Consider the following 24,447-nt stretch of genomic DNA (forward strand, 5'->3'; position numbering starts at 1 on the left):
TTGGAATAGAAGTTGTGAAAGACTTTTAATAGTAGGGGGCGTTATTATGCACAAAAAAGCATGTGTAGCTATGTTATTGGCAGGTGGACAAGGAAGTCGTCTTGGTATTTTGACACAGAAGTTAGCCAAACCGGCAGTTCCCTTTGGCGGTAAGTACCGTATTATTGATTTTCCCTTAAGCAATTGTAATAACTCAGGAATTGACACGGTTGGTGTGCTTACCCAGTACAAGCCCTTGGCCTTAAATAGTTATATCGGTATTGGCAGTGCTTGGGATTTGGATCGAATGAACGGCGGTGTGTTTGTACTTCCTCCTTATGTAAAAGAGCAGGGGGGAGAATGGTATAAAGGTACGGCAGATGCGATTTGTCAGAACAGCAATTTTATTGATCGGTTTAATCCGGAAACCGTACTCATATTATCAGGAGATCATATTTATAAAATGGACTACTCATTGATGCTGGAATTTCATCAAAAGCAGCAGGCCGATGCTACCATTGCGGTTATTGAAGTTCCTTTTGATGAAGCCAGCCGGTTTGGAATTATGAACACAGACAAAGAACAGCGTATTATTGATTTTGAGGAAAAACCTGCAGAACCAAAAAGTAATTTGGCATCTATGGGAATTTATATATTTAGTTGGCCCGTTTTAAAAAAATATTTGTTCGAAGACGAGCTTAATCAAAGTTCAACTCATGACTTTGGTCATGATATTATTCCTAAAATGCTGGCAGATAAACGCAACCTTAGGGCCTATTCTTTCAGAGGATACTGGAAGGATGTAGGAACCGTAGAAAGTTATTGGCAGGCGAATATGGATTTGTTGGGAGAGAGACCCGAGCTGAATTTATATGATTCAAAGTGGCGTATTTATTCTTCGAACTCTCCGCGGCCGCCTCATTATACTTCTACCACGGCTAAAATCACGAATTCGATTATTGCAGAGGGATGTTTGATTTTAGGTGAAGTAGAAAATTCCATCCTTTTCCCAGATGTTTATGTCGGACCAGGTGCTAAGGTGAAAAATTCAATTATTATGTCTGGTGCACATATTGAAGATCATGTTGTGACGGACAAGGCGATTATTGGACGTAAAACAGTACTGAAACAAGGAACAGTAATAGCTGCTAAGAAGCTGGATGGGCAGCAGAAGATTGTAGTATTGGATATTGATATGATTATTCCACCCCATACTACGATTGAGGCAAGTCTTTCATGCAGTCCACCAGAAGATGCGCTTTGCAAAAGGGAGGAATAAGATATGATCGATTTAATGGGGATTATCAACCTCAATGAAGCAGAAGAACATTTAGGAGAATTAAGCCGTTCTCGTTCATTGGCCTCAATTCCCTTTGCTGGACGCTACCGTTTAATTGATTTTGTTCTGTCCAATATGGTGAATTCAGAAATTTCTAATGTGGGAATCTTTATTCAACATAAGTATCGTTCTTTGGTAGATCATTTACGTTCCGGCAAGGATTGGGATTTAGCACGTAAACGGGACGGACTCTTTGTTTTGCCGCCGGCTTATACCCGAACTCCGATGCAGGTTCATCGGGGCGATGTAGACAACTTATACAGCAATTTAGATTATCTTTATCAAAGCCGTCAGAAGTATGTTATCATTGCTGGCGCCAACATTGTAAGCAATATGGATTATCGAGGGATCTTAGAATATCATAAAAATACCCAGGCCGATATTACTGTTTTATATACAAAAGCAAATTGTGGAACTCATGATTGTGTAAGATCTAATATTTTAGGACTTGGCCCAGAGGGGCGGGTTCTTACTATCAGTGAATTTAAAGATACAGGCGGTTATCAAAATATGTCCATTGACATGTTTATTATGAAAAAAGACCTGTTGATTGAATTGGTGAATCAGTGTATTGCCCGTGGCGATTATGATTTTGTAAAGCATTGTATCATTAAGAATGTTAAGAGGTTAAAAGTATACGGATATCATCATCCAGGTTATGTAGCGCGGATTAGTTCTCTGCAAAGTTACTTTCAACACAGCATGGAATTACTCAATCCTCACATTTGGAAGGAGCTATTCTTTAAATCGGGATTAATTTATACAAAGGTCAAGGATGAAGCACCTGCAAAATATATGCATGAAACGGAGGTGACGAACTCTTTAATTGCCAGTGGATGCTATGTGGAAGGAAAAGTCGAAAATAGTATTTTATTTCGGGGCGTAAAAGTACATAAGGGAGCATATATTAAAAATAGTGTTATTATGCAGAAAGGGAATATCGGTCCAGGAGTGATCCTCGAAAATGTTATTTGTGATAAGGATGTTCATATTACATCTAATAAGCAGTTAAAGGGTGAGTACAGTTATCCCCTTGTAATCAAGAAAGGACGGGTGATTTAACTATGACAAAAGTATTAATCGCAGCCGCTGAAGCGGTACCTTTTGCAAAAACAGGTGGATTAGGAGACGTTATTGGTTCATTACCGAAAGAGCTGATTAAGCAAGGTGTGGATGCTAGGGTTATTATGCCTAATTATCAAGATATACCCGAGGGCTTTAAGTCACAAATGGTGTTTAAAAATCACTTTTTTGTGCAGGTTGGCTGGCGGCAGCAATATTGCGGGATTTTAGAATTCGTTTATGAAGGTGTAACCTTCTATTTCGCGGATAATGAGTATTATTTTAAACGACATGGCTTTTATGGTTATGGGGATGATGCGGAACGCTTTGGTTTCTTTTGCCGTGCGGTATTAGAGGCTTTGGACAAAATCGATTTTATGCCAGACATCATTCATTGTCACGATTGGCATACTGGAATGATTAGCGTGTTGTTAGATGCTCATTATCGGGAGAGACCGAAGTATAAAAAAATCAAAACCTTATTTACCATTCACAATTTAAAATATCAGGGTGTATTTTCCCAAGACATATTACATGATATTTTGAGTCTAGACTGGACATATTTCACTCCTGAAGGTGTGGAATTCCACAAAGCTGTTAACTTCATGAAGGGCGGTTTGGCATATGCAGATATGATTTCTACTGTCAGCAGAACATATGCCAAGGAAATCCAAGATCCTTATTTTGGTGAAGAACTAGATGGATTCTTACGGAAGCGTCAAAATCGTTTAGTGGGCATTGTAAATGGCATTGATTATGCTGTATATAATCCAGCGACGGATAAGCTGATTTCCAGTACTTATGATGTGAATACCTTAGAGAAGAAAAAGCAAAATAAGCTTGAACTACAAGCTCGCTTGGGCTTACCTGTCAGGGAAGATGTACCGGTCATTGCTATCGTTTCTCGCTTAGTGAGTGCCAAGGGATTGGATTTAGTCGAAAGAATGTTTCAGGATCTGGTGAAACAGGCCGCAATTGCTGGAAAGGATACCTATGATATTCAATTAGTGGTTTTAGGGACTGGCGAAGCGAGGTATGAGAATTTCTTTAAGTACATGGCCTGGCAGTATCCTGGTAAAGTATCTGCCAATATCATGTTTGATGAAGATTTAGCTCATCAAATTTATGCTGGCGCTGATATGTTCCTGATGCCTTCCTTATACGAACCTTGCGGTATTGGTCAACTAATCGCAATGCGTTATGGCTGCTTGCCAATTGTGAGGGAAATTGGTGGTCTGCGGGATACAGTTCGGTCGTATAATCAAGAGATCTGCGAAGGAAATGGTTTTACTTTTGTAAACTATAATGCTCATGAAATGGCAGATACAATCAATTGGGCACTAAGAACATTCCAAGATAAGGAATGCTGGAATAAAATAGTGAAAAATGCAATGCAAAGCGATTATAGTTGGCAAAAATCAGCTAAACAATACAAGGAAATGTATCAAAAATTAATAAAACAGGCGTGATGGTAGAGATATAGCTTTACGAGAGAGAAGGCAGAGAACAGTTCTGATGATCTTATCAGTACGTATTTTCTAACGAGTGAGGGATATAATATGAAGCAAGAATTAATTCTTCATGATTCACAATTGGAGTTTTTTCGCAGCCCCTTTGGGGCTGTTTGTTGTAATCAACCTCTTCTTCTTCATTTGAAAATACAGAGTTCTGTTACTCCTGTAAGTGTTGTACTTCGTTTATGGCGAGAGGATCGGGGTGAAGAAAAAATCTCGATGAAGAGGTTAGAGGATTCAGGACAGGCGCTACTCTATCAAGTACAGCTGAATGCTCCCTTAGCTCCTTGCATTATGTGGTATTATTTTATTATTCAGCTGGAGGATACGGTATATTATTATGGAAATCAGCCTGATCGTCTAGGGGGAATCGGCCAATTATATGAGACAGAACCTCCCGGTTATCAAATTACTGTATATAAGAAGGGAGCCGTTACCCCTGACTGGTTTAAAGGATCTGTAATGTATCAAATTTTTCCGGATCGCTTTTATAAGGAAACAGCAGAAGGACAGGTCTTAGCGGCCCCCAAAGGAAGCGTCATTCACGCCCATTGGGATAATCATCCTTATTATATTCGTGATGCAGATACGGGACGGATCGTGTCCTATGACTTTTTTGGAGGAAATTTGCAGGGGGTTATTGCAAAACTGCCCTATTTGAAGGAACTAGGTATTAGTGTCATTTACTTTAACCCTATCTTTGCATCCCCTAGCAATCATCGCTACGATACCGGGGACTATAAAACCATAGATGCCATGCTTGGTAACAACCAAACTTTCACGGCATTATGCGATAAAGCAAAAGAATATGGTATTGCTGTAATTTTAGATGGTGTTTTTAGTCATACGGGCAGTGACAGCATTTATTTCAATCGGGAAGGAAATTATCCTGCGGTGGGTGCTTATCAATCCAAAGAGTCTCCTTATTATAATTGGTATCGCTTTAAAGAGTATCCCCACTCTTATGAGGCTTGGTGGGGGATTGACACAATGCCCAATGTGGAAGAGAATGAACCTTCTTATATTGATTATATAATTGAAGGAAAGAATAGTGTGATTAGAAAGTGGCTGCAGCTGGGAGCTAAAGGTTGGCGTCTTGATGTGGCGGATGAGCTGCCGGATGAATTTATAAAAAAGATCTATAAAACCATGAAAAATACGGACCCAGACAGCGTACTCATTGGTGAGGTCTGGGAAGATGCTTCTAATAAAGAGAGCTACGGAAAACTTAGAAAGTATCTACAGGGGGATGAATTGGATTCGGTCATGAATTATCCTTTCCGCGGAATTGTACTGGATTTTATTCTTGGCGCGATTGGTGCTCCTGCTGTTCATCGACGATTTATGAGTCTGGCAGAAAATTATCCTCGTCAAAACTTTTATGCGATGATGAATTTAATTGGCAGTCATGATGTAGCGAGGGTACTAACCTTATTGGGAGAGGCCCCCTCTCCAGACAGTCTAACTGTTGCTCAGCAGGCCGTATATCGTCTGCCTGCTGATAAACGTCAATTAGGAATTGCTAGATTGAAGATATTGGTTTTATGGCAAATGACCTTTCCCGGTGTTCCCTGCATTTATTATGGGGATGAGGCTGGTGTAGAAGGTTACAAGGACCCTTTCAATCGCAGTACGTATCCATGGGGTCAAGAAGATCAGGAAATGCTGGCTTGGTATAAACAAGTGATTGCAGTGCACAATCGTTACGATATTTTCAAAACAGGAGAATGGATTTCCCTGCCTGCTCATGAGCAGGTATATGGGTATATTCGTAAAATTAGTAACGGCAAGAATGTTTTTAGTCAATCAGCTCAGGATAATACGGCAGTGATATTATTAAATTCGAGTGTAGATCAATCCATAACCGTGGAACTTCCTATTCGCAAGTGGTGCCATGGTGTCATGGTAGATATACTAAATAATAACCAGGAAATACGGATTGTAAAAGGAATGTTGACGGTATGCTTACAGCCTTTGGAAGGTAAGGTTCTCTTACAAGCGGAAAAAAGTTTTTTCCCGCGCCGAGCAGGAATACTCTTGCATCCGACTTCATTGCCTTCTAAATATGGTATTGGGGATTTGGGAAAAGAAGCGTACGAATTTATTGATTTTTTACATAAGAGCAAACAAAAATTGTGGCAGGTACTTCCGTTAAATCCAGTTGGGGATAGTCATTCCCCCTATCAGTGCCCTTCCGCCTTTGCGGGCAATTCTCTGTTGATATCCTTAGATAAATTAGTGAGTTTAGGGCTGTTGAATGCACAAGATCTAGGACAGGCCCCCGACTTTCAGGATGAGCAAGTTGCATTTTCTCAAGTAAAAGAATATAAGGAATCCTTATTATACAAAGCTTTTGGGAAATTTAGGAAGAAAAGTATATCGCAGGATTATGAGCGGTTTTGTACGGCACATCATGGCTGGCTATCGGAATATGCTTTGTTTATGGCGCTAAAAACCTATTTTAAGGGGCAGCCATGGCACCTGTGGTCTAGAGAAGTTGCTTTGCGGGAACCGGCAGCGCTGAAGCAGTATAAAGAATTACTGGCGGATGATATTGACTATTATACTTTTTTGCAATTTATCTTCTTTAGCCAATGGGAGGAAGTAAAGAGGTATGCGAACCAGCAGCAGGTCAATATTATTGGTGATATACCTATTTTTGTGGCCCACGATAGTTGTGATGTCTGGGCAAATCAGCAGCTGTTTGATTTAGATGAAAATGGCAAGGCACAAACAGTGGCCGGGGTTCCACCCGATTATTTTAGTAAGACGGGTCAATTATGGGGTAATCCCCATTATCTCTGGGAAGAAATGGCCAAAGATGACTACCGCTGGTGGAGAGAACGGCTGCAAGTCTTATTTTCCTTAGTTGACATCGTCCGTGTAGATCATTTTCGCGGTTTTGAATCCTTTTGGGAAATTCCCGCTATAGCAGAAACTGCAGAGCAGGGGCAATGGGTAAAGGGACCGGGGGAGAGATTCTTTCGTATTTTGCAAAAGCATTTAGGTCCATTGCCTATTATTGTAGAAGATTTGGGGATTATTACGCACGAAGTGGAAGATTTAAAATATGAACTTTCTTTCCCAGGAATTAAGGTGCTGCAGTTTTCTTTTTGTTATGATGAACAGGGGAAATGCATACCTTTTACTTGTGAAAAAAATACGGTTGTATATACAGGAACCCATGACAATGACACAACCAGCAGCTGGTATGAAAAACTGCTGACAGAAGACCTGACATTAGCAACATGTATACAGCAGGAAATTGGTCTGTCTGAGGAAGAGAGGATTGCGCCTTATTGGAGATTTATAGAATTTTTATATAGCACTAATGCGGATACTGCCATTGTTCCCATGCAAGATATTTTAGGGTTGTCCGGTATAGCCAGAATGAATCTTCCTGGTACGGTAAGTGGTACAAATTGGGCATGGCGGCTGGATAAGAAGCTGCTGACCAATGATATCAGCAAAGATCTGGCTGCACTCACAGAAAAATATGCAAGGTAATCATTGAAAAAAAAGATTATATAGAGGGGGAAAAATGTAAAAACTATTGACGAGAAGGAGGTTCAATAGTAGAATTAAATTAATACCGAACCGGTATAGTATTAATTATAAAAGGAGGTATGTACGTGCAGTTTAACCAAGCCACGGACTATGCTTTTCGCGTTATTATACATTTAGCAGAACTGCCTGAAGGAGAATTAGCCAATAGCCAGGCAATCGCTGAAGAGCAGAATATACCAATTGGATTTTTACAAAAGATTATGCGTTCTTTAGTAAAAGGAGAATTGGTAAAATCCTATCGAGGAGTGGACGGAGGCTTTGTTTTGGCAACGTCGGCTGAAAAGATCAGCCTTTTAGATGTAATTGAAGTAATGGAGGGACCTTTGGATTTGCAACGATGCTTAAAAGAAGAGTCTGCCTGCACGAAGGGGTGCAATGCAAAATGCCCCGTACATACTTCACTAGCTGTGATTCAAGCAAATTTTACAAAGGCTTTAAGTGAAGTCAATTTTGCTGGTTTGGTGGGAAAATATAAAGAGGAGAGGTAGGCGAAGAATATGGAAGAACTGCTTTTGGCACGATGGCAATTTGCCATTACGACAGTGTACCACTTTTTATTTGTGCCGTTGACATTAGGATTATCCGTATTGGTGGCCGTGATGGAAACCATGTATGTCAGAACAGGTAATGAAACCTATAAAACAATGACTAAATTTTGGGGTAAATTGTTTTTAGTTAATTTTATTATGGGTGTGGTAACTGGAATTGTTCAGGAATTTCATTTTGGTATGAATTGGGCTGAGTATTCTCGTTTTATGGGAGATATTTTTGGTGCGCCTTTAGCTTTAGAAGCCTTATCAGCGTTTTTCCTGGAATCGACTTTTTTAGGGTTATGGATCTTTGGCTGGGATCGATTATCTAAAAAGATGCATGTAACTTGTATGTGGCTAGTTGCCTTTGGCACTAATTTATCGGCTTTTTGGATTTTGGTAGCCAATTCCTTTATGCAGTCTCCAGTGGGGTACGCACTTCGCAATGGACGGGCAGAAATGACTGATTTTATACAGGTAATTACCAATCCATATGTATGGGGACAATTCCCACACACGGTTTTAGGAGGCTTAGTAACTGCTGGTGTATTTGTAACAGCTATTAGTGCTTATTATTTATTAGAAAAACGTCATTTGCCTGTGTTTAAACCTTCCATTAAAATTGGTTTGGCATGCATGTTGGTAAGCACATTGTTAGTAATGGGTACAGGACATTTACAAGCTCAATTTCTCGCTACAAAACAGCCTATGAAGATGGCAGCCATGGAGGCATTGTGGGAATCTGCTGATCCGGCACCTTTTGCAATTGCAGTAGTGGTGGATGAGAAAAACAAAAAGAATTCTTTTGAGATCGGTATCCCAGGTGCATTATCTTTTCTAGCTTATGATAAGTTTTCAGGAGAAATCAAAGGGATTAACGAATTGCAGGCAGCTGCGGAGAAAAAATATGGACCGGGTAACTACACGCCTAATATTGCACAATCCTTCTGGACATTTCGCATCATGGTACTATCTGGATTGTGGATGATGCTCGTGGCAGCATTAGGTGCGTTCTTCTTCTATAAGAAACGGTTGGAAGAGAATCCTTTTATTCTCAAGTTGCTATTGTGGAGCTTGCCTTTTCCTTATATTGCAAACTCGACAGGCTGGATTCTAACAGAAGGTGGAAGGCAACCTTGGATTGTGGTAGGTTTGCAAAAAGTAAGTGAGGGCGTGTCCACTAATGTAACCAGTACAGAAATCTGGATCTCGATGATTGGTTTTACGGTACTGTATGGAGTATTAGCGGCAGCGGCTGTTTACTTAGTACGTAAATTTATCTTAATTGGACCCATAGATGAAAAACCCGTTCTAAGTGTGCTGACGAAGACGAAGGAGGCGACATTATGGAACTAAATGTCTTGTGGTTTATCTTAGTAGGAGTCCTATTTACCGGCTTTTTTTTCCTGGAAGGTTTTGATTATGGTGTGGGTATGCTCTTGCCCTTCATTGGGAAAAATGATGTAGAACGACGAATTGTAATTAATACCATAGGTCCATTTTGGGATGGCAATGAAGTATGGATGATTACTGCAGGCGGAGCCTTATTTGCAGCCTTTCCTCATGTTTATGCTACTATGTTTAGCGGATTTTACATGGCGTTGTTTTTGATGTTGGTAGCGTTGATTCTGCGGGGTGTAGCCATTGAGTTTCGCAGTAAGGATGAAAGCTCTGCGTGGCGCAGTACGTGGGATTGGATGATCTTTATTGGGAGTACTCTACCAGCACTGCTTTGGGGTGTCGCCGTTACGAATTTGATTCAGGGGATACCCATTAATGGGAAGATGCAGTATGCTGGAACATTCTTTGATTTATTGAGTCCTTATACCTTAGTAGGCGGGATTGCCTTTTTATTAGTATTTTTATTCCATGGAGCATTGTTTCTGACTCTTCGGGTGGAGGGAGAACTCATTGAACGATCCCGTAAAGCAGCGGTGAAAATTGGATTGCTTGCAGCTTTGGTTTTTTTGAGTCTTGTAGGTTTAACTTACACAAATACGGATTTATTTAAAAGTGGATTAGCCAGCAGTGCCTTATGGGGGGCAGTAGTAGTCTTTGTCGCCGGTTACGTTCTGCTTTGGTTAAAAAGATTTGGTTGGGCTTTTGCCATGAGTGGATTGGCGATTGCTTTTACGACGATAGCCTTCTTTAGCGGTTTATTTCCCCGTATTATGGTGTCCAGTTTAGATCCAATGTGGAGTTTAACCATTTATAATGCCGCTTCTAGTGCGTATACTTTAAAGATTATGTCCTTTGCAGCCCTGGCCTTAGTGCCGATTGTATTGGCTTATCAGGGGTGGACCTATTGGGTATTTCGTAAACGGGTTACGGCGAAAGAGTTAGAATATTAATCATGAATAAGGGCAGCTGGCAAGCTGCCCTTATTCATTAATTTAAATCAAGCTTCTTCTTTGTTAAAATATTGTGTATATTTTGTAGACTTATGGTATAGTGATAATAGGAATCTTTGTTTCATTTTAAAAAGGGGGCGATGGTATGGTAATGAAAATTGTAGAGAGTGATATTGCAAAACTTCCCGATAATTATAGGGATTTTTATCATGATGTTATAAAATTTATCCCTAGGGAACGAGTTTTTGTTGACCCGATTCGCACATTAGCATATGGTGCTGACGCTAGTTTTTACAGCATGCTTCCAAAAATCGTAATTAAGATAAAAAATGCAGAAGAAATGTCCAATATTTTAAGAAAGGCCAATAAGGTGAAAATTCCTGTGACTTTTCGTGCAGCAGGGACAAGTTTATCTGGACAGTCCATTACGGATTCTGTGCTTTTAGTTGCTACAGAAGGGTGGCATAATTACTCCATTAGTTCTGATGGTGAATCCATTGCCCTAGAGCCAGGGATTATTGGTTCTGAAGCCAATGCATATTTAAAATCCTATTCCCGAAAAATTGGACCGGATCCCGCAACGATTAACAATGCTATGATTGGTGGCATTGCAGCCAATAATGCCAGTGGCATGTGCTGTGGTACGGCTGATAATAGCTATAAGACAGTTGAGAGCATGAAACTTATTTTTGCAGATGGTTCAGTGCTGGATACGGCAAGCGCAGCTTCACGAGAAGAATTTAAAAAAAATAATCCTTCCATTATAGAGGAACTTGAAAAAATCCGTGATGAAATTAATGCAGACGCAGAGCTAACACAGCTTATTAAGCGTAAATATAAAATTAAAAATACCACTGGATATGGCCTGAACTCTTTTGTCGACTATTCAGACCCTTTTGATATTATTAATCATTTAATGATCGGCTCAGAAGGGACACTGGGTTTTATTACTGAAATAACCTATAAAACGGTCATTGAACATGAGCATAAAGCTTCTGCATTAATGATTTTCCCTGATATGAATACCACCTGTCTGGCAGTAATGGAACTTGACCGTGAGCTGGTCGCTGCTGCTGAACTGATGGATCGTGCATCCCTTCGTTCTGTAGAGGATGAACCAGGAATGCCAGATTATTTAAAAACATTATCACCGGATGCAGCTTCTTTATTGGTGGAAGTACGGGCAGGAGATAAGGCTGCCTTAAATCAGTTAATTGAAGATGTAAAAGCACGCTTAGCGCATCTTCCTACTGTATTGCCAATTACTTTTACGGATGTTAAAGCAGAGTATGAAGTTTTATGGCATATTCGTAAAGGGATTTTCCCTGCCGTTGGCGGTATGAGGAGACCGGGCACTTCTGTTATTATTGAGGATGTGGCTTTCCCGAAAGAAAGAATGGCTGAAGCTGTGCTAGAACTGCGTAATATTATGAATAAATATAACTATGATGACGGCATCATTTATGGACATGCTTTAGATGGCAATGTGCATTTTGTTGTAACACAAACCTTTAAAAATCAAGAAGAAATTGAACGCTATCAATCCTTAATCAAAGATGTTTGCGATATGGTAGTCAATGAGTATGGCGGATCGCTAAAGGCAGAGCATGGTACAGGCCGTAACATGGCACCATTTGTGGAAATGGAATGGGGCAAAACGGCTTATAGTTATATGCGCAAATTGAAAAAGGTATTTGATGCTGATAGTACCTTAAATCCAGATGTCATCATTACGGACAATCAATTGCTTTACATTCAGAACTTGAAGCCCATGGCTCAGGCTCATGAGATCATTGATAAATGCATTGAATGCGGTTTTTGTGAAATTAATTGTCCTTCTAAGAACCTTACAGCTACACCTAGACAGCGTATTGTGGTGCAGCGTGAAATTGCCAGATTGCGCCAAACTGGTGAAGACCCAGAACGGCTGCGTCGCTTAGAAGAAGATTATGCCTATTTTGGTGATGAAACCTGTGCTACAGACGGATTGTGCTCTACCACCTGTCCTGTGGGCATTAATACAGGAGAGCATACGAAGCATTATCGGGCCCAATTAATGGGAGATAACGGAAAATCCATTGGACGTTTCATTACTAAGAATTTTGCCGGTGTAACAACTATGGCACGTTTGGGACTATCTAGTGCTAAAATAGCACACTCCGTACTCGGTACTTCTTTAATGGGCGGTATTGCTGGTGGACTTCATTCCATCAGCGGTCATAAAGTGCCTTTATGGAATCCTTGGATGGCAGGACCTGGTCAGACTCCTGATCCATCCCGTTCCCAAAAAGGTGTGGCTGGGCGTAAAGTGGTATATTTTCCAAGTTGTGTGAGTCGTACTATGGGGGGCGCTGCTCCTGGGGATCGGGATAAACGTCAGCTTAGTCAAGTGATGATTCAATTGATGGAAAAAGCCGGCTATGAAGTCATTTTCCCTCGCGAGATGGATAAGCTGTGCTGCGGTATGCCTTTTGAAAGTAAAGGGCTATTTGAGTCGGCTGATAAGATGAGCAGTGAATTGGAAAAAGAATTATTAGTTGTGAGCAACAATGGAGAGTATCCTATTGTTTGTGATACAAGTCCTTGTATTTATCGTATGCGAAAAGTAATGGACAAGAAGCTGAAAATGTATGAACCCGTAGAATTTATCCACGATTACCTGTTTGACTTGCTGGAATTCAAACAACAGCCGGAAACCATTGCTGTACACGTAACTTGTAGTTCAACTAAATTAGGGCTGAAAGAGAAGTTTAAGAAATTAGCAGAAGCTTGTGCGACGAAGGTGGTCATGCCAGAGAGGGTTAGATGTTGTGGATTTGCTGGTGATAAGGGCTTTGAAGTACCAGAATTAAATGAATCTGCTCTAGCTGAACTCAAAGACAGCTTACCTGCGGATTGTACTTCTGGCTATTCCAATAGCCGTACTTGCGAAATGGGCCTAGCTCATCGCAGCGGTCTTAGCTATCAATCCATGGTATTCTTGGTTGATCGTTGTACAGTAGCAAAATAACAAGTACGTCAGTACAATAATATGGAGTTTCAAAAAGTTATGCTTCCTATTAAACAGTAGGAAGCATAACTTTTGTTACTATTAAAATTCTATGAACCACAAAGGCACAATGCCGCTGATGCGGCATTGTGCCTTTGTGGTTCCATTCATTTTAAATGTTTTGCGCCAAGAGCAGGGATAGAATGATTGAACCGCAGAGGAGCAGAGTGCGCTGAGGGGATTCTCTACCATTATTAATGATGTTTTCTCTGGCTCTCTGCGTCTCTACGGTTAAAATGTTTAAAAAATCAAATAGAAGTAGGATAATTTTTTTGCAGAGAGAGGAACGCTTAGAGCGAATCGTGAATATATTGATGAATATACGAGAAATGTAGAAGATATTGGAGTCTGATGTAATTGGATGACATGGAACAGGGGTATTCCCGGTTACTAAAGAAAAAGCAGAAAAAAGCGATTCAATTATCCAAGCAAATTGCTTTCGTGCAATATACTATAGCTATAGTGATTAGTTTGTCTATCCTATTATGCCTAGTGTGGTTAGGGTGGCAGTATGAAGGCACTCGTGTGACAGTTGCAAAATCATCTGGGCATCAAGTAATTACTTCTCAGCAGCCTGTGGCAGGACCTAGTTATTTACAGGCATTCCCGATGGTCGATGGGGTGGCAGGAGCTTCAGCAACCTTAAAAGGAGCTTTGCCAGCTTGCCGAATTGTCATTAATTTACCTAGTCGCACTCTTGATTTTTATAATGAAAATCAGTTAGTAAAAACCTATCCTGTAGCGATTGGTAAACCTGCTACACCGACACCCATTGGCAGTTTTACGATTCGATATAAAGAGATAAACCCTTGGTGGTATCCTCCTAGAAGTAAGAAGGTTGTACCTTCTGGTCCCGATAATCCTTTGGGATATCGTTGGATGGAGTTTGCCCCTTTATACGGTATTCACGGCACGAATGAACCGTGGGCAATCGGAGGCTGGGTTTCAAACGGTTGTGTCCGCATGGCTGAACCTGATGTGGAAGAATTATTTGAAGCTGTTCCCAAAGGGACCGGCGTATACATACAGTATGATTTGGTGAGAATAGAAAAAAATCTCATGGGGGAAGTTTCCATAGGGATCTATCCTGATATATACGGTTTAAAAAGACAGCCTGTCACAGTTCTTGAGATCGAACATAAGCTGCTTGAGGCTGGTATGCCTAACTTCGTCGACGCCAGTATCCTGCAAGGTATAATTGTTCAGCGTAAGGGTCAGCAAAATCCTTTGTTTCAAGTACATAATTTCAAAGTGAATGGAGTACTTCTGCCAGATCCGATTATTGCCAGTCAGGGACAAAACTTTGTTCCAATTTGGGCAGTAGCGAATTTTTTTCACACGGATGTAGTATGGGATGAACAGCAGCAGTTGGTATATAGTCATCAGCAGGTTGTGCCTGGTTTTGTAAAAGGACAGATTCTCTATGTAACCCAACAAGATGTACAGTCTTTGTTTGGTGGTATGTGGCTTTGGAAAGAGATTGATAATTGCTGGGAGTTATCGGCTTTTGCAATTGGAAAGGGCAGCTCAGCAAGGCAGCTGAAATAAAAATATTGCATGTTAGGAAAAAGCTCGTTATTATAGAATAAGATAGTTATTGCGCTGACAATCCTTTGGCCTGTGAAAAGAAACTACTAAGGCAGCATGATGACATGCTGCCTTTTTCCAGTAAGTAAATAAAGTAAAAGTGAACCACAAAGGCACAATGCCGCTGCTGCGGCACACAAAGGGGACACAAAAATATAAAAAAGTCCTTTGTGTCCTTTGCGTCTTTGTGGTTCCTTTTTGTTTTATATGTTTTAAAGGATACATTAGCGTTTTCTTATAAAAGACAAGCTTATGGTGAACCGATTTTTTTTAGCAGATATAGAAGGACGGGAGTATACGTATGGTTGATAAACGACTTATGAATCAGCTGAAACAGCATCGACGGCAGTTTTCTGTATTGGTTGGCCTAGGGCTGGGTGGTGGGGTGCTCGCTGTATTGCAGGCTGATTTTATGGCTAAAATTATAAATGGTGTTTTTTTAGCCCAATTGGATTGGGCAGGAGTCAGCCAGTGGATGGCTGCTTTATTTGTTGTAATGACTATGCGCAGCATATTTGTTTGGTTAATTGAAGTGACGGCCCATTCTTTGGCTGCTTATATAAAAAAGTCTATGCGGCAAAGGATCTTGACTTCGCTTTTTGCTTTAGGACCCATGTATATCCGAAGGCAGCAAACAGGAGAATTAATTAATGTGCTGGTGGAGGGAGTAGAAAATCTGGAGCCTTATTTTGCGAAGTTTCTGCCCCAATTATTTACGGCCGTTATCGTTCCTATCGTTGTGTTGTCAGTAGTATTCCCTCTTGATATGACTACAGCTATTATTTTATTGCTGACTGCGCCGCTGATTCCTGTCTTTATGATACTTATAGGACGCACAGCAGAGCAGGTGAATAAGCGTCAGTGGGAGACCTTATCTCGTCTGAGTGCTCATTTCCTGGATGTGCTGCAGGGCTTGACTGTGTTAAAAATTTTTGGACGCAGTATTGAGCAGATACAGGTCATTCATCGTATGAGTTCAGAGTTTCGAGATAAGACTCTTGGCGTGTTAAAAATTGCGTTCTTATCGGCTTTGGTGTTAGAGTTAGTCGCAACGATTAGTACGGCCTTAGTGGCTGTAACTATAGGACTGAAGCTGCTGTATTATAAGATGGAGTTCAACCAAGCTTTTTTCTTATTGCTCTTGGCTCCTGAGTTTTACTTGCCTTTGCGTCAATTAGGTACTCATTTTCATGCAGGAATGGCTGGAAGTGCAGCAGCAGAACGAATCTTTGGAATTTTATCCTTGCCTAAAAGCCGAGATGTGAAGGGGAGGACGATCTCTCTGCCACGGCAGCAGCAAGTGAGTATTGCCTTTGAAAATGTACATTATGCTTATGACAATAGGGAGCGCCCAGCATTAAATGGCGTATCTTTTGCAATAGAGCCAGGAGAGACCGTGGCTTTAGTCGGAGCCAGCGGTTCTGGAAAAAGTACGATTGCCAGTTTATTATTAGCATTTATGCACCCTGATGAAGGGCATATCACAGTCAATGGTATGAATTTGACCGATATAAAACTAGAAGACTGGTTATGCCAGGTTGCTTTTGTGCCTCAGTCCCCCCATTTATTTTATAAATCAGTGGCGGATAACATTCGATTAGGGCGAGAAGATGCTAGCTTAGAGACGATCATGCAAGCGGCAAAAAATGCTGGTGCTCATGAGTTTATTATGGGATTGCCAGAAGGCTATGATACTCTGGTGGGAGAAGGCGGACATGGATTAAGCGGCGGAGAGTGTAAACGTTTAGCCATTGCCAGGGCATTTTTGCAGGATGCTCCTTTTTTACTGTTAGATGAAGCGACTGCAGGCCTAGATCCGCAAAGTGAAGCTGTAATTGATGAAGCGTTAAGCAGACTGATGCAAAAGCGTACCGTATTAATTATTGCTCATCGACTGAGTACTGTGTACAAAGCTCATTGTATCGTGGTGCTTCATGACGGAAAACAGGCTGAAGCTGGATCCCATGAGGAATTAATGAAGAATCAGGGTTTATATTCTCAGCTGGTGTTGGCCTTTAGAGGTGGAAAATGAGTATATTCCTACGTTTATTGCAGATTATGGGTTCTTCTTGGCGGACAATGGTGATGGCGGGTCTCTTCGGTTTTTTTACCGTTGGGAGTAATATTGGATTGATGGCAGCATCAGCATATTTGATTTCTGGTGCAGCTTTGCATCCTTCCATTACAGAGTTATCCATTGCCATTGTGGGAGTGCGTTTTTTTGGAATCGCCCGGGCGGTTTTTCGTTATTTAGAGCGTTATGTTTCGCATGATGCTACATTTCGTTTATTAGGTACTGTACGTGTATGGTTTTATACAAAATTAGAAACCTTAGCGCCAGCTCGACTTTTGGAGTGGAGGAGCGGTGAGCTTTTTAGTGCTATCGTTGGTGATGTGGAGACGTTAAAGGAATTTTACCTTCGGGTGTTGGCTCCCCCTTTCATTGCACTATTGGTGATAGTTGGCACATGTTTGTTTCTGGCACAATTTAATTTGGTCTTTGTGTATGTACTAATCGGCGGAGCGATATTCCTTGGGGTACTCTTGCCCCTGGCAGTTTCTCGGGCACAAAAATCCTTGGCAGAGGAGTTAGTTGCTGCGCGGATGCAGATGAAAGCCCAATTGGTGGATAGCATTACAGGAATTGTGGAGCTTGCCGCTTTTGGTCAGACTCACCGCCAAGCGCAGTATATTTCTGAACTTGACGAAGAATTGGCAGGGATTCAAGGCAAAGTGGTGAATCAGGCAGGGGTGATCGATGCCCTGGGATTATTCATCGTAAATGCTACAGTGTGGCTAGTCCTATGGTTTGCGATACCATTAGTACACGGTGGTCAGTTGGAGGGTATTTATTTAGCAGTTGTAGCCCTAACGGTGCAAAGCAGCTTTGAGGCTGTGCTGCCGCTGCCATTGGCAGTACACTTTTTGGCTGAAAGCATGGCAGCCGCCAGGCGGCTGTTTGGAATTGTCGATCGGGTGCCGACGGTTATTGAACAGAGCGAAGGTATTTTAACCGGGACGGATGCGACGATTACAGTGAAAGACTTGAGTTTTAGTTATCGTGCAAATGGAGCGGCAGTCTTGCGTAACATTTCCTTTACCGTTGCTTCTGGGAAAAGTGTGGCGATTGTTGGTCCAAGCGGGGCGGGAAAAAGTACATTACTGTACGTTTTGCTGCGCTTTTGGGAGTATGAAGAAGGAAGCATTCTCCTTGGCAATCATGAGTTGAAAAAGTATCAGTCCCAAAATCTACGGACTATGTTTAGTGTAGTATCCCAGCAAAGCCATATGTTTAATGCCAGTATTCGGGATAATATTTTACTGGCAAAACCTGATGCCAGCGAAGCAGAGTTTGAGCAAGTAATAGAGAATTCAGAGCTGACTGAGCTGCTGCAATCTCTGCCGCAAGGTTCGGATACCATGGTGGGCCAGAATGGTTATGCTTTATCTGGAGGGCAGCGTCAGCGCATTGCTATTGCCCGGGCTTTACTGCGAAATGCTCCCATTCTCATTTTAGATGAACCAACTGTTGGGCTTGATTCTTTAACAGAAGAGGCTGTTATGGAAACTCTTGCCAAGTTAATGGCAGGGCGTACTACGATTTTAATCACCCATCGCTTGACAGGTCTTAAGCATATGGATACTATTTTTGTGCTTGAGGCTGGAAGGATTATTGAGCAGGGGACGCAGGAAGAATTATTGGAAAATGCAGGTTTATTTTATCAGTTATGGCATTTACAGCATGATGTGGTATAATTATAGGTACCTGTAAAATAAGGGGTACTACTACGAAATCGCTTATTTGTTACCATTTTGTTACCGAAAAACGATAAAAATATTAGAGATTGTCCATAAGTTTATTGAACTTATGGGCGGCCTCTTTTTTCATGTATTTGGTTATATGTAATATACTCTCTTAGTTGTGTCGTCACTAATATGCCCTAATCGCTGCATGATCTCTTCGAGGCTAACACCTGCTTCTGCCAGCACGTTAATAAATATGCACAAAAAATGCCGCCGTACTCTTATGAGTTTGGCGGCATTTTTTCTTTACGTAAACATTTTAGTATAATATCAGCTTTATTTAGATTTATTTTGACTAAATAAAAAGGATTATTCCATTTATTGGAGAAATAATCATGTTAAATGGAGTATATTGTATTTAAAGTAAGATTATAACAGATTATTGATAAAAGGAGGAAAACGATATTGCAGAAAAAAACATTTATTTTGTTGTCAGTATACTTGTTACTTGTTTCAATAATAATAGGAGGTTGTACCACTATGGAGCCCAAAAAGGTAACGACAACTAACAAATATCCAGAGAAACCCATTACGATAATTGTTCCTTTTAGTGCCGGTGGAGGAATGGATCTGATAGCCCGAGCGATGGAAAAGACAGCTTCTACGAATTTAGGACAGCCTTTAATTGTTATTAACAAACCTGGAGGTGGCGGCACTATCGGTTGGAATGAATTAGCTAGTGCTACTCCTGATGGATACACAATCGGTATTACTGGCGTTGAAGTCATATTACAACCATTATATGGTTCGACCAAATACCATTATCCTACTGCTTTAGAGCCGCTTGTACAGGTTTCCTCCAACCCATTTGTATTGGTAGTGCAGGCTAATCAACCGTGGAAAAATGTTGATGATTTAGTCAGGTATGCTCAACAGCATCCGGGACAATTGAAATTTGGTAACGCTGGTACAGGCACGTTGTCTCATGTATACAGCGAACTGTTTGCCCACGATGTCGGTATTACGACGGATCCAGTTCCCTTCCGGGGGGCATCAGAGTCTTTGATAGCTTTGCTTGGTGGACATATTCAGGCTTTTTTTGCTAACCCAGCAATAATCGAAGAGCATGTAAAAAATGGCACACTTAGAGTGTTGGCAGTGACAGCTGAACAACGTATGACAGACCCTGTATTTGCGGATGTGCCAACTTTCAAAGAACAAGGGCTGGACATTGTATTTAGTTATTGGATTGGAGTAGCTGCTCCTAAAGAAATGCCTATTGAGGTAAAAGCCAAGCTGGCCAATGGTTTAAAAGCTATAATTGTTGATCCCGAGTTTCAAAAAAATCTAGAAACTATTAGAGTGCAAGTTGACTATTTAAATCCCCGAGAATCCCAAAAGAAATGGCTGGATGATAATCAAAAATTATCCAAGATAGTACAAGAAACTGGTATTTTAGACCGAATTAAGGAGCAAAAAAAATAACTTAAATTTAGGAGAAATGCGCTGTCTATCTTTAATTAGGTGGACGGTGATTTTTTATTCAAACATATGTAAATAAGAAAGTCCCATTTACAGCATGATGTGGTATAATATTCTAGGCAAAGGTTATATATGATGCATTAAAATACTTGTATATTAATTGTTATGCAGTCAGAAATGCAATGTTAATTTTTAGTATACATAGATTGCTTATGATAGGAGATGGAGTAGGAAATATGCTAGAGGCCTTATTTTCTGTAGAAAAAAATTGCCCTATTTGTCAAGAAACATTTCAGGTAACACGGGTGCGATCCCGCTTGGTAATGATGAAGCAGGATTCGGACTTTTGTTCTTACTATAAAGATATTAATCCCTATTATTATAAAATCTGGATGTGTCCTCATTGTGGTTATGCAGCACAGGATAATTATTTTGAAGAAATTTTGCCTGCTGCGGCAGAGCGCATACAAGGATTTTTTGCAGATCGGAATATAAGAATTGATTTAAGCGGGACACGCAGCAGAGAACAGGGCATTGTGAGCCATCAATTAGCGATTGTTTGTGCTGAATTGGCATCCGTTCCTGCCAGCAGGTTGGCTGGACTGCATATGCGATTAGGCTGGCTATATCGAGAGGCTAAAGAGGTTGAGCAGGAACAAGCTACTTTGCTTAAGGCGGTTGATTATTATGAGCACGCTTTGGACAATGAAAATATGCCTGTGGGTCCAATGACGGAATTGACGATTACCTATTTGATTGGTGATTTGCTGCGTCGGACAGGTCATAGCGAGAGGGCTTTGCTGTATTTAAATAAAGTCGTTAGCAGTCCTAAAGCCAGGCAGGAAAAAAGGATTGCCGATTTAGCTCGGGATGCTTGGCAGGAAGTGCGTGCCCAAAGACGTGGGAAAGAGGAAAATGTGTAATCAGATGCAGAATTTTGTCACTAAAATGAAAAATAATGAAGTGGATGCAGCCAGTGTACAGTTCCAGAGAGTAAAACGTTAAAAACCGAGGATGGACTACGAAAATGTTTTCTGTAAAAATACACTTGACTTTCATAAGGTGATAAAATATAATATGTTTAAATTGATACATGAACATGAGGAAAGGGAAATTAAGTGTGCAGAATGTTCAGAGAGCCGACGGGTGGTGTAAGTCGGTCATTTTGACAGTTGGTTCCGCCCTGGAGTGGCTAATGATGAATTATGACGGGTGTCGCCCGATATAGCGATAAGAGTTGGCTATGTATGTAGCAATTTGGGTGGCAACGCGGGAATATCTCTCGTCCCTGGTGGGATGAGGGTTTTTTTTATATCTTTTTTTAAGATAACGTGTGTATTTATATTGAAAATGTATAACATTAGGATGATAATCATATGGAGGGAATGTAAATGAGAATATTAGTAAGTGATCCGGTTTCAGCGCAAGGGGTAGAACTATTACAAAAAGAATATGAGGTAGATGTTAAAATAAAACTACCGATTGAGGAGTTAATAAAAATTATTCCTCAGTATGATGCTTTAGTAGTACGCAGTGAGACAAAAGTAACTAAAGCGGTTATTGAGGCAGCGGCTAATTTAAAAGTAATTGGACGTGCTGGAGTAGGCGTTGATAATATTGATGTAGAGGCAGCTACCCAAAAAGGCATAATTGTACTTAATGCACCAGAAGGAAATACAATTGCAGCAACAGAACATACGATGGCAATGATGTTGGCGCTGGCGCGTAATGTTCCCCAAGCTCATGCCAGCCTGAAAAATGGACAGTGGCTGCGCAGCAAGCTGATGGGTGTGGAAATGCGTGGTAAAACATTAGGAATTCTAGGGCTGGGGCGTATTGGTTCAGGTGTGGCAAAACGAGCTTTAGCAATGGAAATGAATGTTGTAGCTTATGACCCTTTTATTAACGCAGAGCAGGCGAAGGCTATAGGTATTCAACTACTGGAACTGGATGAAATTTTCCCGTTGGCTGATTTCATCACGCTGCATTTGCCTTTTACCTCTGAAACGAAATATCTGTTAAACAAAGAGCGTTTTGCTAAAATGAAGCCCAGTGTACGGATTATAAACTGTGCACGAGGCGGCGTCATTCATGAAGGGGATTTGGCAGAGGCTATTGAACAAGGTATTGTAGCAGGTGCAGCAATTGATGTATTCGAAAAAGAACCCGTCAATCCGGAAAATCCGTTATTAAAGCTGGACCAGGTAATCGTGACTCCTCATTTGGGCGCCTCTACAGCAGAAGCACAAGTTGGTGTAGCGGTGGATGTAGCAAAAGGTATTATTGCAGCGCTGAAGGGGGAACCTATTGCTACGGCAGTAAATATGGCACCGATTCAGTCTCATGTGCTAGAGGTCATTCGTCCGTATTTTAACTTGGCAGAAAAAATGGGTTGTTTGGCCATTAATTTGGCCGAAGGACGTATAACAGCAGTTGATGTAGAATATAATGGGGAAATTAGTGAAGTCGATACAAAAATGCTGACCACAGCCATGATTAAAGGCTTGCTAAACTCCATTTTGACAGAACATATTAATTATGTGAATGCTCCAGGGGTTGCAAAATCTCGTGGCATTAAAATACGCGAAGTAAAAAGTAAAGAAACAGCTAATTTTGCTAATTTGATTACCGTACGAGTGTATACGGATAAGAAGACTCATGTTGTAGCAGGAACTTTGTTTGGACATGAAGAAGGCCGTATTGTAATGATTGATGGATACCGAGTGGATGTTGAGCCTCAGGGCTGGCTAATTGTGGGACTTCACTTGGATCGTCCAGGAATGATCGGTTATGTTGGTACCATTTTAGGTACTGATGGGATTAATATTAATAGTATGCAGGTAGGCCGTACAGAGGTTACAGGTACTAATATTATGGTGATGAGTGTAGATTCTGATGTACCAGCAGCTACTATGCTTAAAATAAAAGCTGTCGATGGAATCTTGGGAGCAAAAATGATTAACTTTTGTGTAATTTAGGAGGAAAAACTATGGCTAGTGTAAAACCTTTCCGCGGTCTTAGACCGGCACCCGAATTGGCAGATAAAGTTGTTTCTCTGCCCTATGATGTAATGGACTCTGCTGAGGCAAGAGCTATTACATCCAAAAATGAATTGAGTTTTTTACGAGTTACTAAATCGGAGGTGGACCTTGCCCTTGATGTGAATCCATACTCAGAAGAGGTATATCAAAAAGCCAATGAAAATCTTCAGGATTTTATAAATAAAGGAATTTTAATCCAGGATGAGAAACCTTGCTTTTATATTTACAAGCAGCAGATGGGAAGCCATACCCAGGTAGGATTAGTGGCAACGGTATCTGTTGTTGAATATAACAATAATATTATTAAGAAGCATGAATTGACCAGGCCGGATAAAGAACAGGATCGAGTCAATAATATTACAGCTACAGGGGCGCAGACAGGAGCTGTATTTATAACCTATAAAGCAAATGATCATATGAATGCTGTTATAGCCCAGGGAATGACAAAACAGCCAGTATATGATTTTGTTACCGAAGATGGAAATCGTCACACGCTCTACGTTGTGGATGACGCTGTTAAAATAAAGGCAATTGAACAGGCTTTTGCCCGTATTGAGTCCTTATATATTGCTGATGGACATCATCGTTCTGCTGCTGCTGCCAGGGTTTATGAAACCTATAAAGCAAATAATCCTGAGCATACTGGTGAAGAAGCATATACTAGGTTCCTAGCAGTCATTATTCCTCATACAATGACGAAGATTATGGATTATAATCGAGTTGTAAAAGATTTAAATGGATTAACAGAAGAGGCCTTTCTCAAAAAAATCCAAGAAAAATTTAGTATTGAACCGTGTACTCGAATCTCATGTAAAGCGGAATATCCTCATTATTTTGGTATGTATCTGAATAAAGCATGGTATAAATTAGTGGCGAAACCGGGCAGTTATGAGGAAACAGATCCCGTAGGGAAGCTGGATGTTAGTATCCTGCAGAGCAATCTGTTAGAGCCTATCTTGGGTATTGGGAATCTTCGTACGGATAAACGCATTGATTTCGTCGGAGGCATTCGTGGCATGGGAGAATTAGAGCGTTTAGTAGATAGTGGTGAATATGTTGTTGCTTTCTCCATGTTCCCGACGTCGACTAAGGATTTAATGGCAATTGCTGATGCTGACCAAATTATGCCGCCTAAGTCAACCTGGTTTGAGCCGAAACTTAGGGATGCAATCGCAGTACATTTGATAAATGGAGGAAACTAA

15 protein-coding genes are annotated in these 24,447 nt (G+C 40.8%); all 15 read left to right on the forward strand.

All coding sequences use genetic code 11. The features are described from left to right. Positions 1-46 precede the first annotated feature (46 nt). The 15 genes from JBW_RS02130 to JBW_RS02200 all read left to right on the forward strand — a co-directional run bounded on the left by JBW_RS02130 (position 47) and on the right by JBW_RS02200 (position 24,447). Positions 47-1,258, forward strand: coding sequence for a glucose-1-phosphate adenylyltransferase (locus JBW_RS02130; RefSeq protein WP_007958614.1), 1,212 nt, complete (start codon positions 47-49; stop codon positions 1,256-1,258). A gap of 3 nt (positions 1,259-1,261) precedes the next feature. After that, a complete protein-coding gene (gene glgD, locus JBW_RS02135; RefSeq protein ID WP_007958616.1) occupies positions 1,262-2,380 on the forward strand; it encodes a glucose-1-phosphate adenylyltransferase subunit GlgD in 1,119 nt (372 codons plus the stop codon). A 2-nt stretch (positions 2,381-2,382) separates the two neighbouring features. Then, positions 2,383-3,849 (forward strand): glycogen synthase GlgA, encoded by a 1,467-nt coding sequence (gene glgA, locus JBW_RS02140; protein WP_007958618.1) that lies wholly within the window; start codon positions 2,383-2,385, stop codon positions 3,847-3,849. A gap of 90 nt (positions 3,850-3,939) precedes the next feature. Beyond that, entirely contained in the window at positions 3,940-7,401 is a 3,462-nt protein-coding gene (locus JBW_RS02145; RefSeq protein ID WP_007958621.1) for a bifunctional glycogen debranching protein GlgX/4-alpha-glucanotransferase, read from the forward strand. A 119-nt stretch (positions 7,402-7,520) separates the two neighbouring features. Continuing rightward, positions 7,521-7,949, forward strand: coding sequence for an RrF2 family transcriptional regulator (locus JBW_RS02150; protein ID WP_235334123.1), 429 nt, complete (start codon positions 7,521-7,523; stop codon positions 7,947-7,949). Between the two features lie 9 nt (positions 7,950-7,958). After that, positions 7,959-9,347, forward strand: a complete 1,389-nt coding sequence (locus JBW_RS02155; protein ID WP_007958624.1) for a cytochrome ubiquinol oxidase subunit I — start codon at positions 7,959-7,961, stop codon at positions 9,345-9,347. Then, on the forward strand, positions 9,338-10,342 hold the full coding sequence (gene cydB, locus JBW_RS02160; protein ID WP_007958627.1) for a cytochrome d ubiquinol oxidase subunit II: 1,005 nt from the start codon (positions 9,338-9,340) through the stop codon (positions 10,340-10,342). The genes JBW_RS02155 and cydB overlap by 10 nt, the downstream gene beginning before the upstream one ends. 145 nt (positions 10,343-10,487) lie before the next feature. After that, the gene (locus JBW_RS02165) at positions 10,488-13,352 is read left to right on the forward strand and encodes an FAD-binding and (Fe-S)-binding domain-containing protein (RefSeq protein ID WP_007958629.1); all 2,865 of its coding nucleotides are present in this window, start codon (positions 10,488-10,490) and stop codon (positions 13,350-13,352) included. 405 nt (positions 13,353-13,757) lie between these two features. Then, complete coding sequence (locus tag JBW_RS02170) at positions 13,758-14,939, forward strand: L,D-transpeptidase (RefSeq protein ID WP_235334207.1); 1,182 nt, start codon at positions 13,758-13,760, stop codon at positions 14,937-14,939. Positions 14,940-15,279: 340 nt separating this feature from the next. Next, entirely contained in the window at positions 15,280-17,010 is a 1,731-nt protein-coding gene (cydD, locus tag JBW_RS02175) for a thiol reductant ABC exporter subunit CydD (protein WP_007958638.1), read from the forward strand. Further along, on the forward strand, positions 17,007-18,734 hold the full coding sequence (gene cydC / locus JBW_RS02180) for a thiol reductant ABC exporter subunit CydC (protein ID WP_007958640.1): 1,728 nt from the start codon (positions 17,007-17,009) through the stop codon (positions 18,732-18,734). Before cydD ends, cydC begins: the two co-directional genes overlap by 4 nt. Positions 18,735-19,262: 528 nt before the next feature. Next, the gene (locus tag JBW_RS02185; protein WP_007958645.1) at positions 19,263-20,207 is read left to right on the forward strand and encodes a Bug family tripartite tricarboxylate transporter substrate binding protein; all 945 of its coding nucleotides are present in this window, start codon (positions 19,263-19,265) and stop codon (positions 20,205-20,207) included. A gap of 233 nt (positions 20,208-20,440) precedes the next feature. Further along, positions 20,441-21,127 carry a DUF2225 domain-containing protein gene (locus tag JBW_RS02190; RefSeq protein ID WP_007958647.1) on the forward strand — a complete coding sequence of 229 codons (687 nt, stop codon included), beginning with the start codon at positions 20,441-20,443 and terminating at the stop codon, positions 21,125-21,127. Positions 21,128-21,595: 468 nt separating this feature from the next. Further along, a complete protein-coding gene (serA, locus tag JBW_RS02195) occupies positions 21,596-23,182 on the forward strand; it encodes a phosphoglycerate dehydrogenase (protein ID WP_007958649.1) in 1,587 nt (528 codons plus the stop codon). 11 nt (positions 23,183-23,193) lie between these two features. Further along, complete coding sequence (locus JBW_RS02200) at positions 23,194-24,447, forward strand: DUF1015 domain-containing protein (protein ID WP_007958651.1); 1,254 nt, start codon at positions 23,194-23,196, stop codon at positions 24,445-24,447.

This window comes from Pelosinus fermentans JBW45, from assembly GCF_000271665.2.
GTDB classification, from domain to species: domain Bacteria; phylum Bacillota; class Negativicutes; order DSM-13327; family DSM-13327; genus Pelosinus; species Pelosinus baikalensis.

Bases quoted from the DNA above. Each gene is read 5' to 3' on its own strand.
- JBW_RS02130 (WP_007958614.1), top strand. From the start codon at position 47: ATGCACAAAAAAGCATGTGTAGCTATGTTATTGGCAGGTGGACAAGGA.
- glgD (WP_007958616.1), top strand. From the start codon at position 1,262: ATGATCGATTTAATGGGGATTATCAACCTCAATGAAGCAGAAGAACAT.
- glgA (WP_007958618.1), top strand. From the start codon at position 2,383: ATGACAAAAGTATTAATCGCAGCCGCTGAAGCGGTACCTTTTGCAAAA.
- JBW_RS02145 (WP_007958621.1), top strand. From the start codon at position 3,940: ATGAAGCAAGAATTAATTCTTCATGATTCACAATTGGAGTTTTTTCGC.
- JBW_RS02150 (WP_235334123.1), top strand. From the start codon at position 7,521: ATGTACGTGCAGTTTAACCAAGCCACGGACTATGCTTTTCGCGTTATT.
- JBW_RS02155 (WP_007958624.1), top strand. From the start codon at position 7,959: ATGGAAGAACTGCTTTTGGCACGATGGCAATTTGCCATTACGACAGTG.
- cydB (WP_007958627.1), top strand. From the start codon at position 9,338: ATGGAACTAAATGTCTTGTGGTTTATCTTAGTAGGAGTCCTATTTACC.
- JBW_RS02165 (WP_007958629.1), top strand. From the start codon at position 10,488: ATGGTAATGAAAATTGTAGAGAGTGATATTGCAAAACTTCCCGATAAT.
- JBW_RS02170 (WP_235334207.1), top strand. From the start codon at position 13,758: ATGGAACAGGGGTATTCCCGGTTACTAAAGAAAAAGCAGAAAAAAGCG.
- cydD (WP_007958638.1), top strand. From the start codon at position 15,280: ATGGTTGATAAACGACTTATGAATCAGCTGAAACAGCATCGACGGCAG.
- cydC (WP_007958640.1), top strand. From the start codon at position 17,007: ATGAGTATATTCCTACGTTTATTGCAGATTATGGGTTCTTCTTGGCGG.
- JBW_RS02185 (WP_007958645.1), top strand. From the start codon at position 19,263: ATGGAGCCCAAAAAGGTAACGACAACTAACAAATATCCAGAGAAACCC.
- JBW_RS02190 (WP_007958647.1), top strand. From the start codon at position 20,441: ATGCTAGAGGCCTTATTTTCTGTAGAAAAAAATTGCCCTATTTGTCAA.
- serA (WP_007958649.1), top strand. From the start codon at position 21,596: ATGAGAATATTAGTAAGTGATCCGGTTTCAGCGCAAGGGGTAGAACTA.
- JBW_RS02200 (WP_007958651.1), top strand. From the start codon at position 23,194: ATGGCTAGTGTAAAACCTTTCCGCGGTCTTAGACCGGCACCCGAATTG.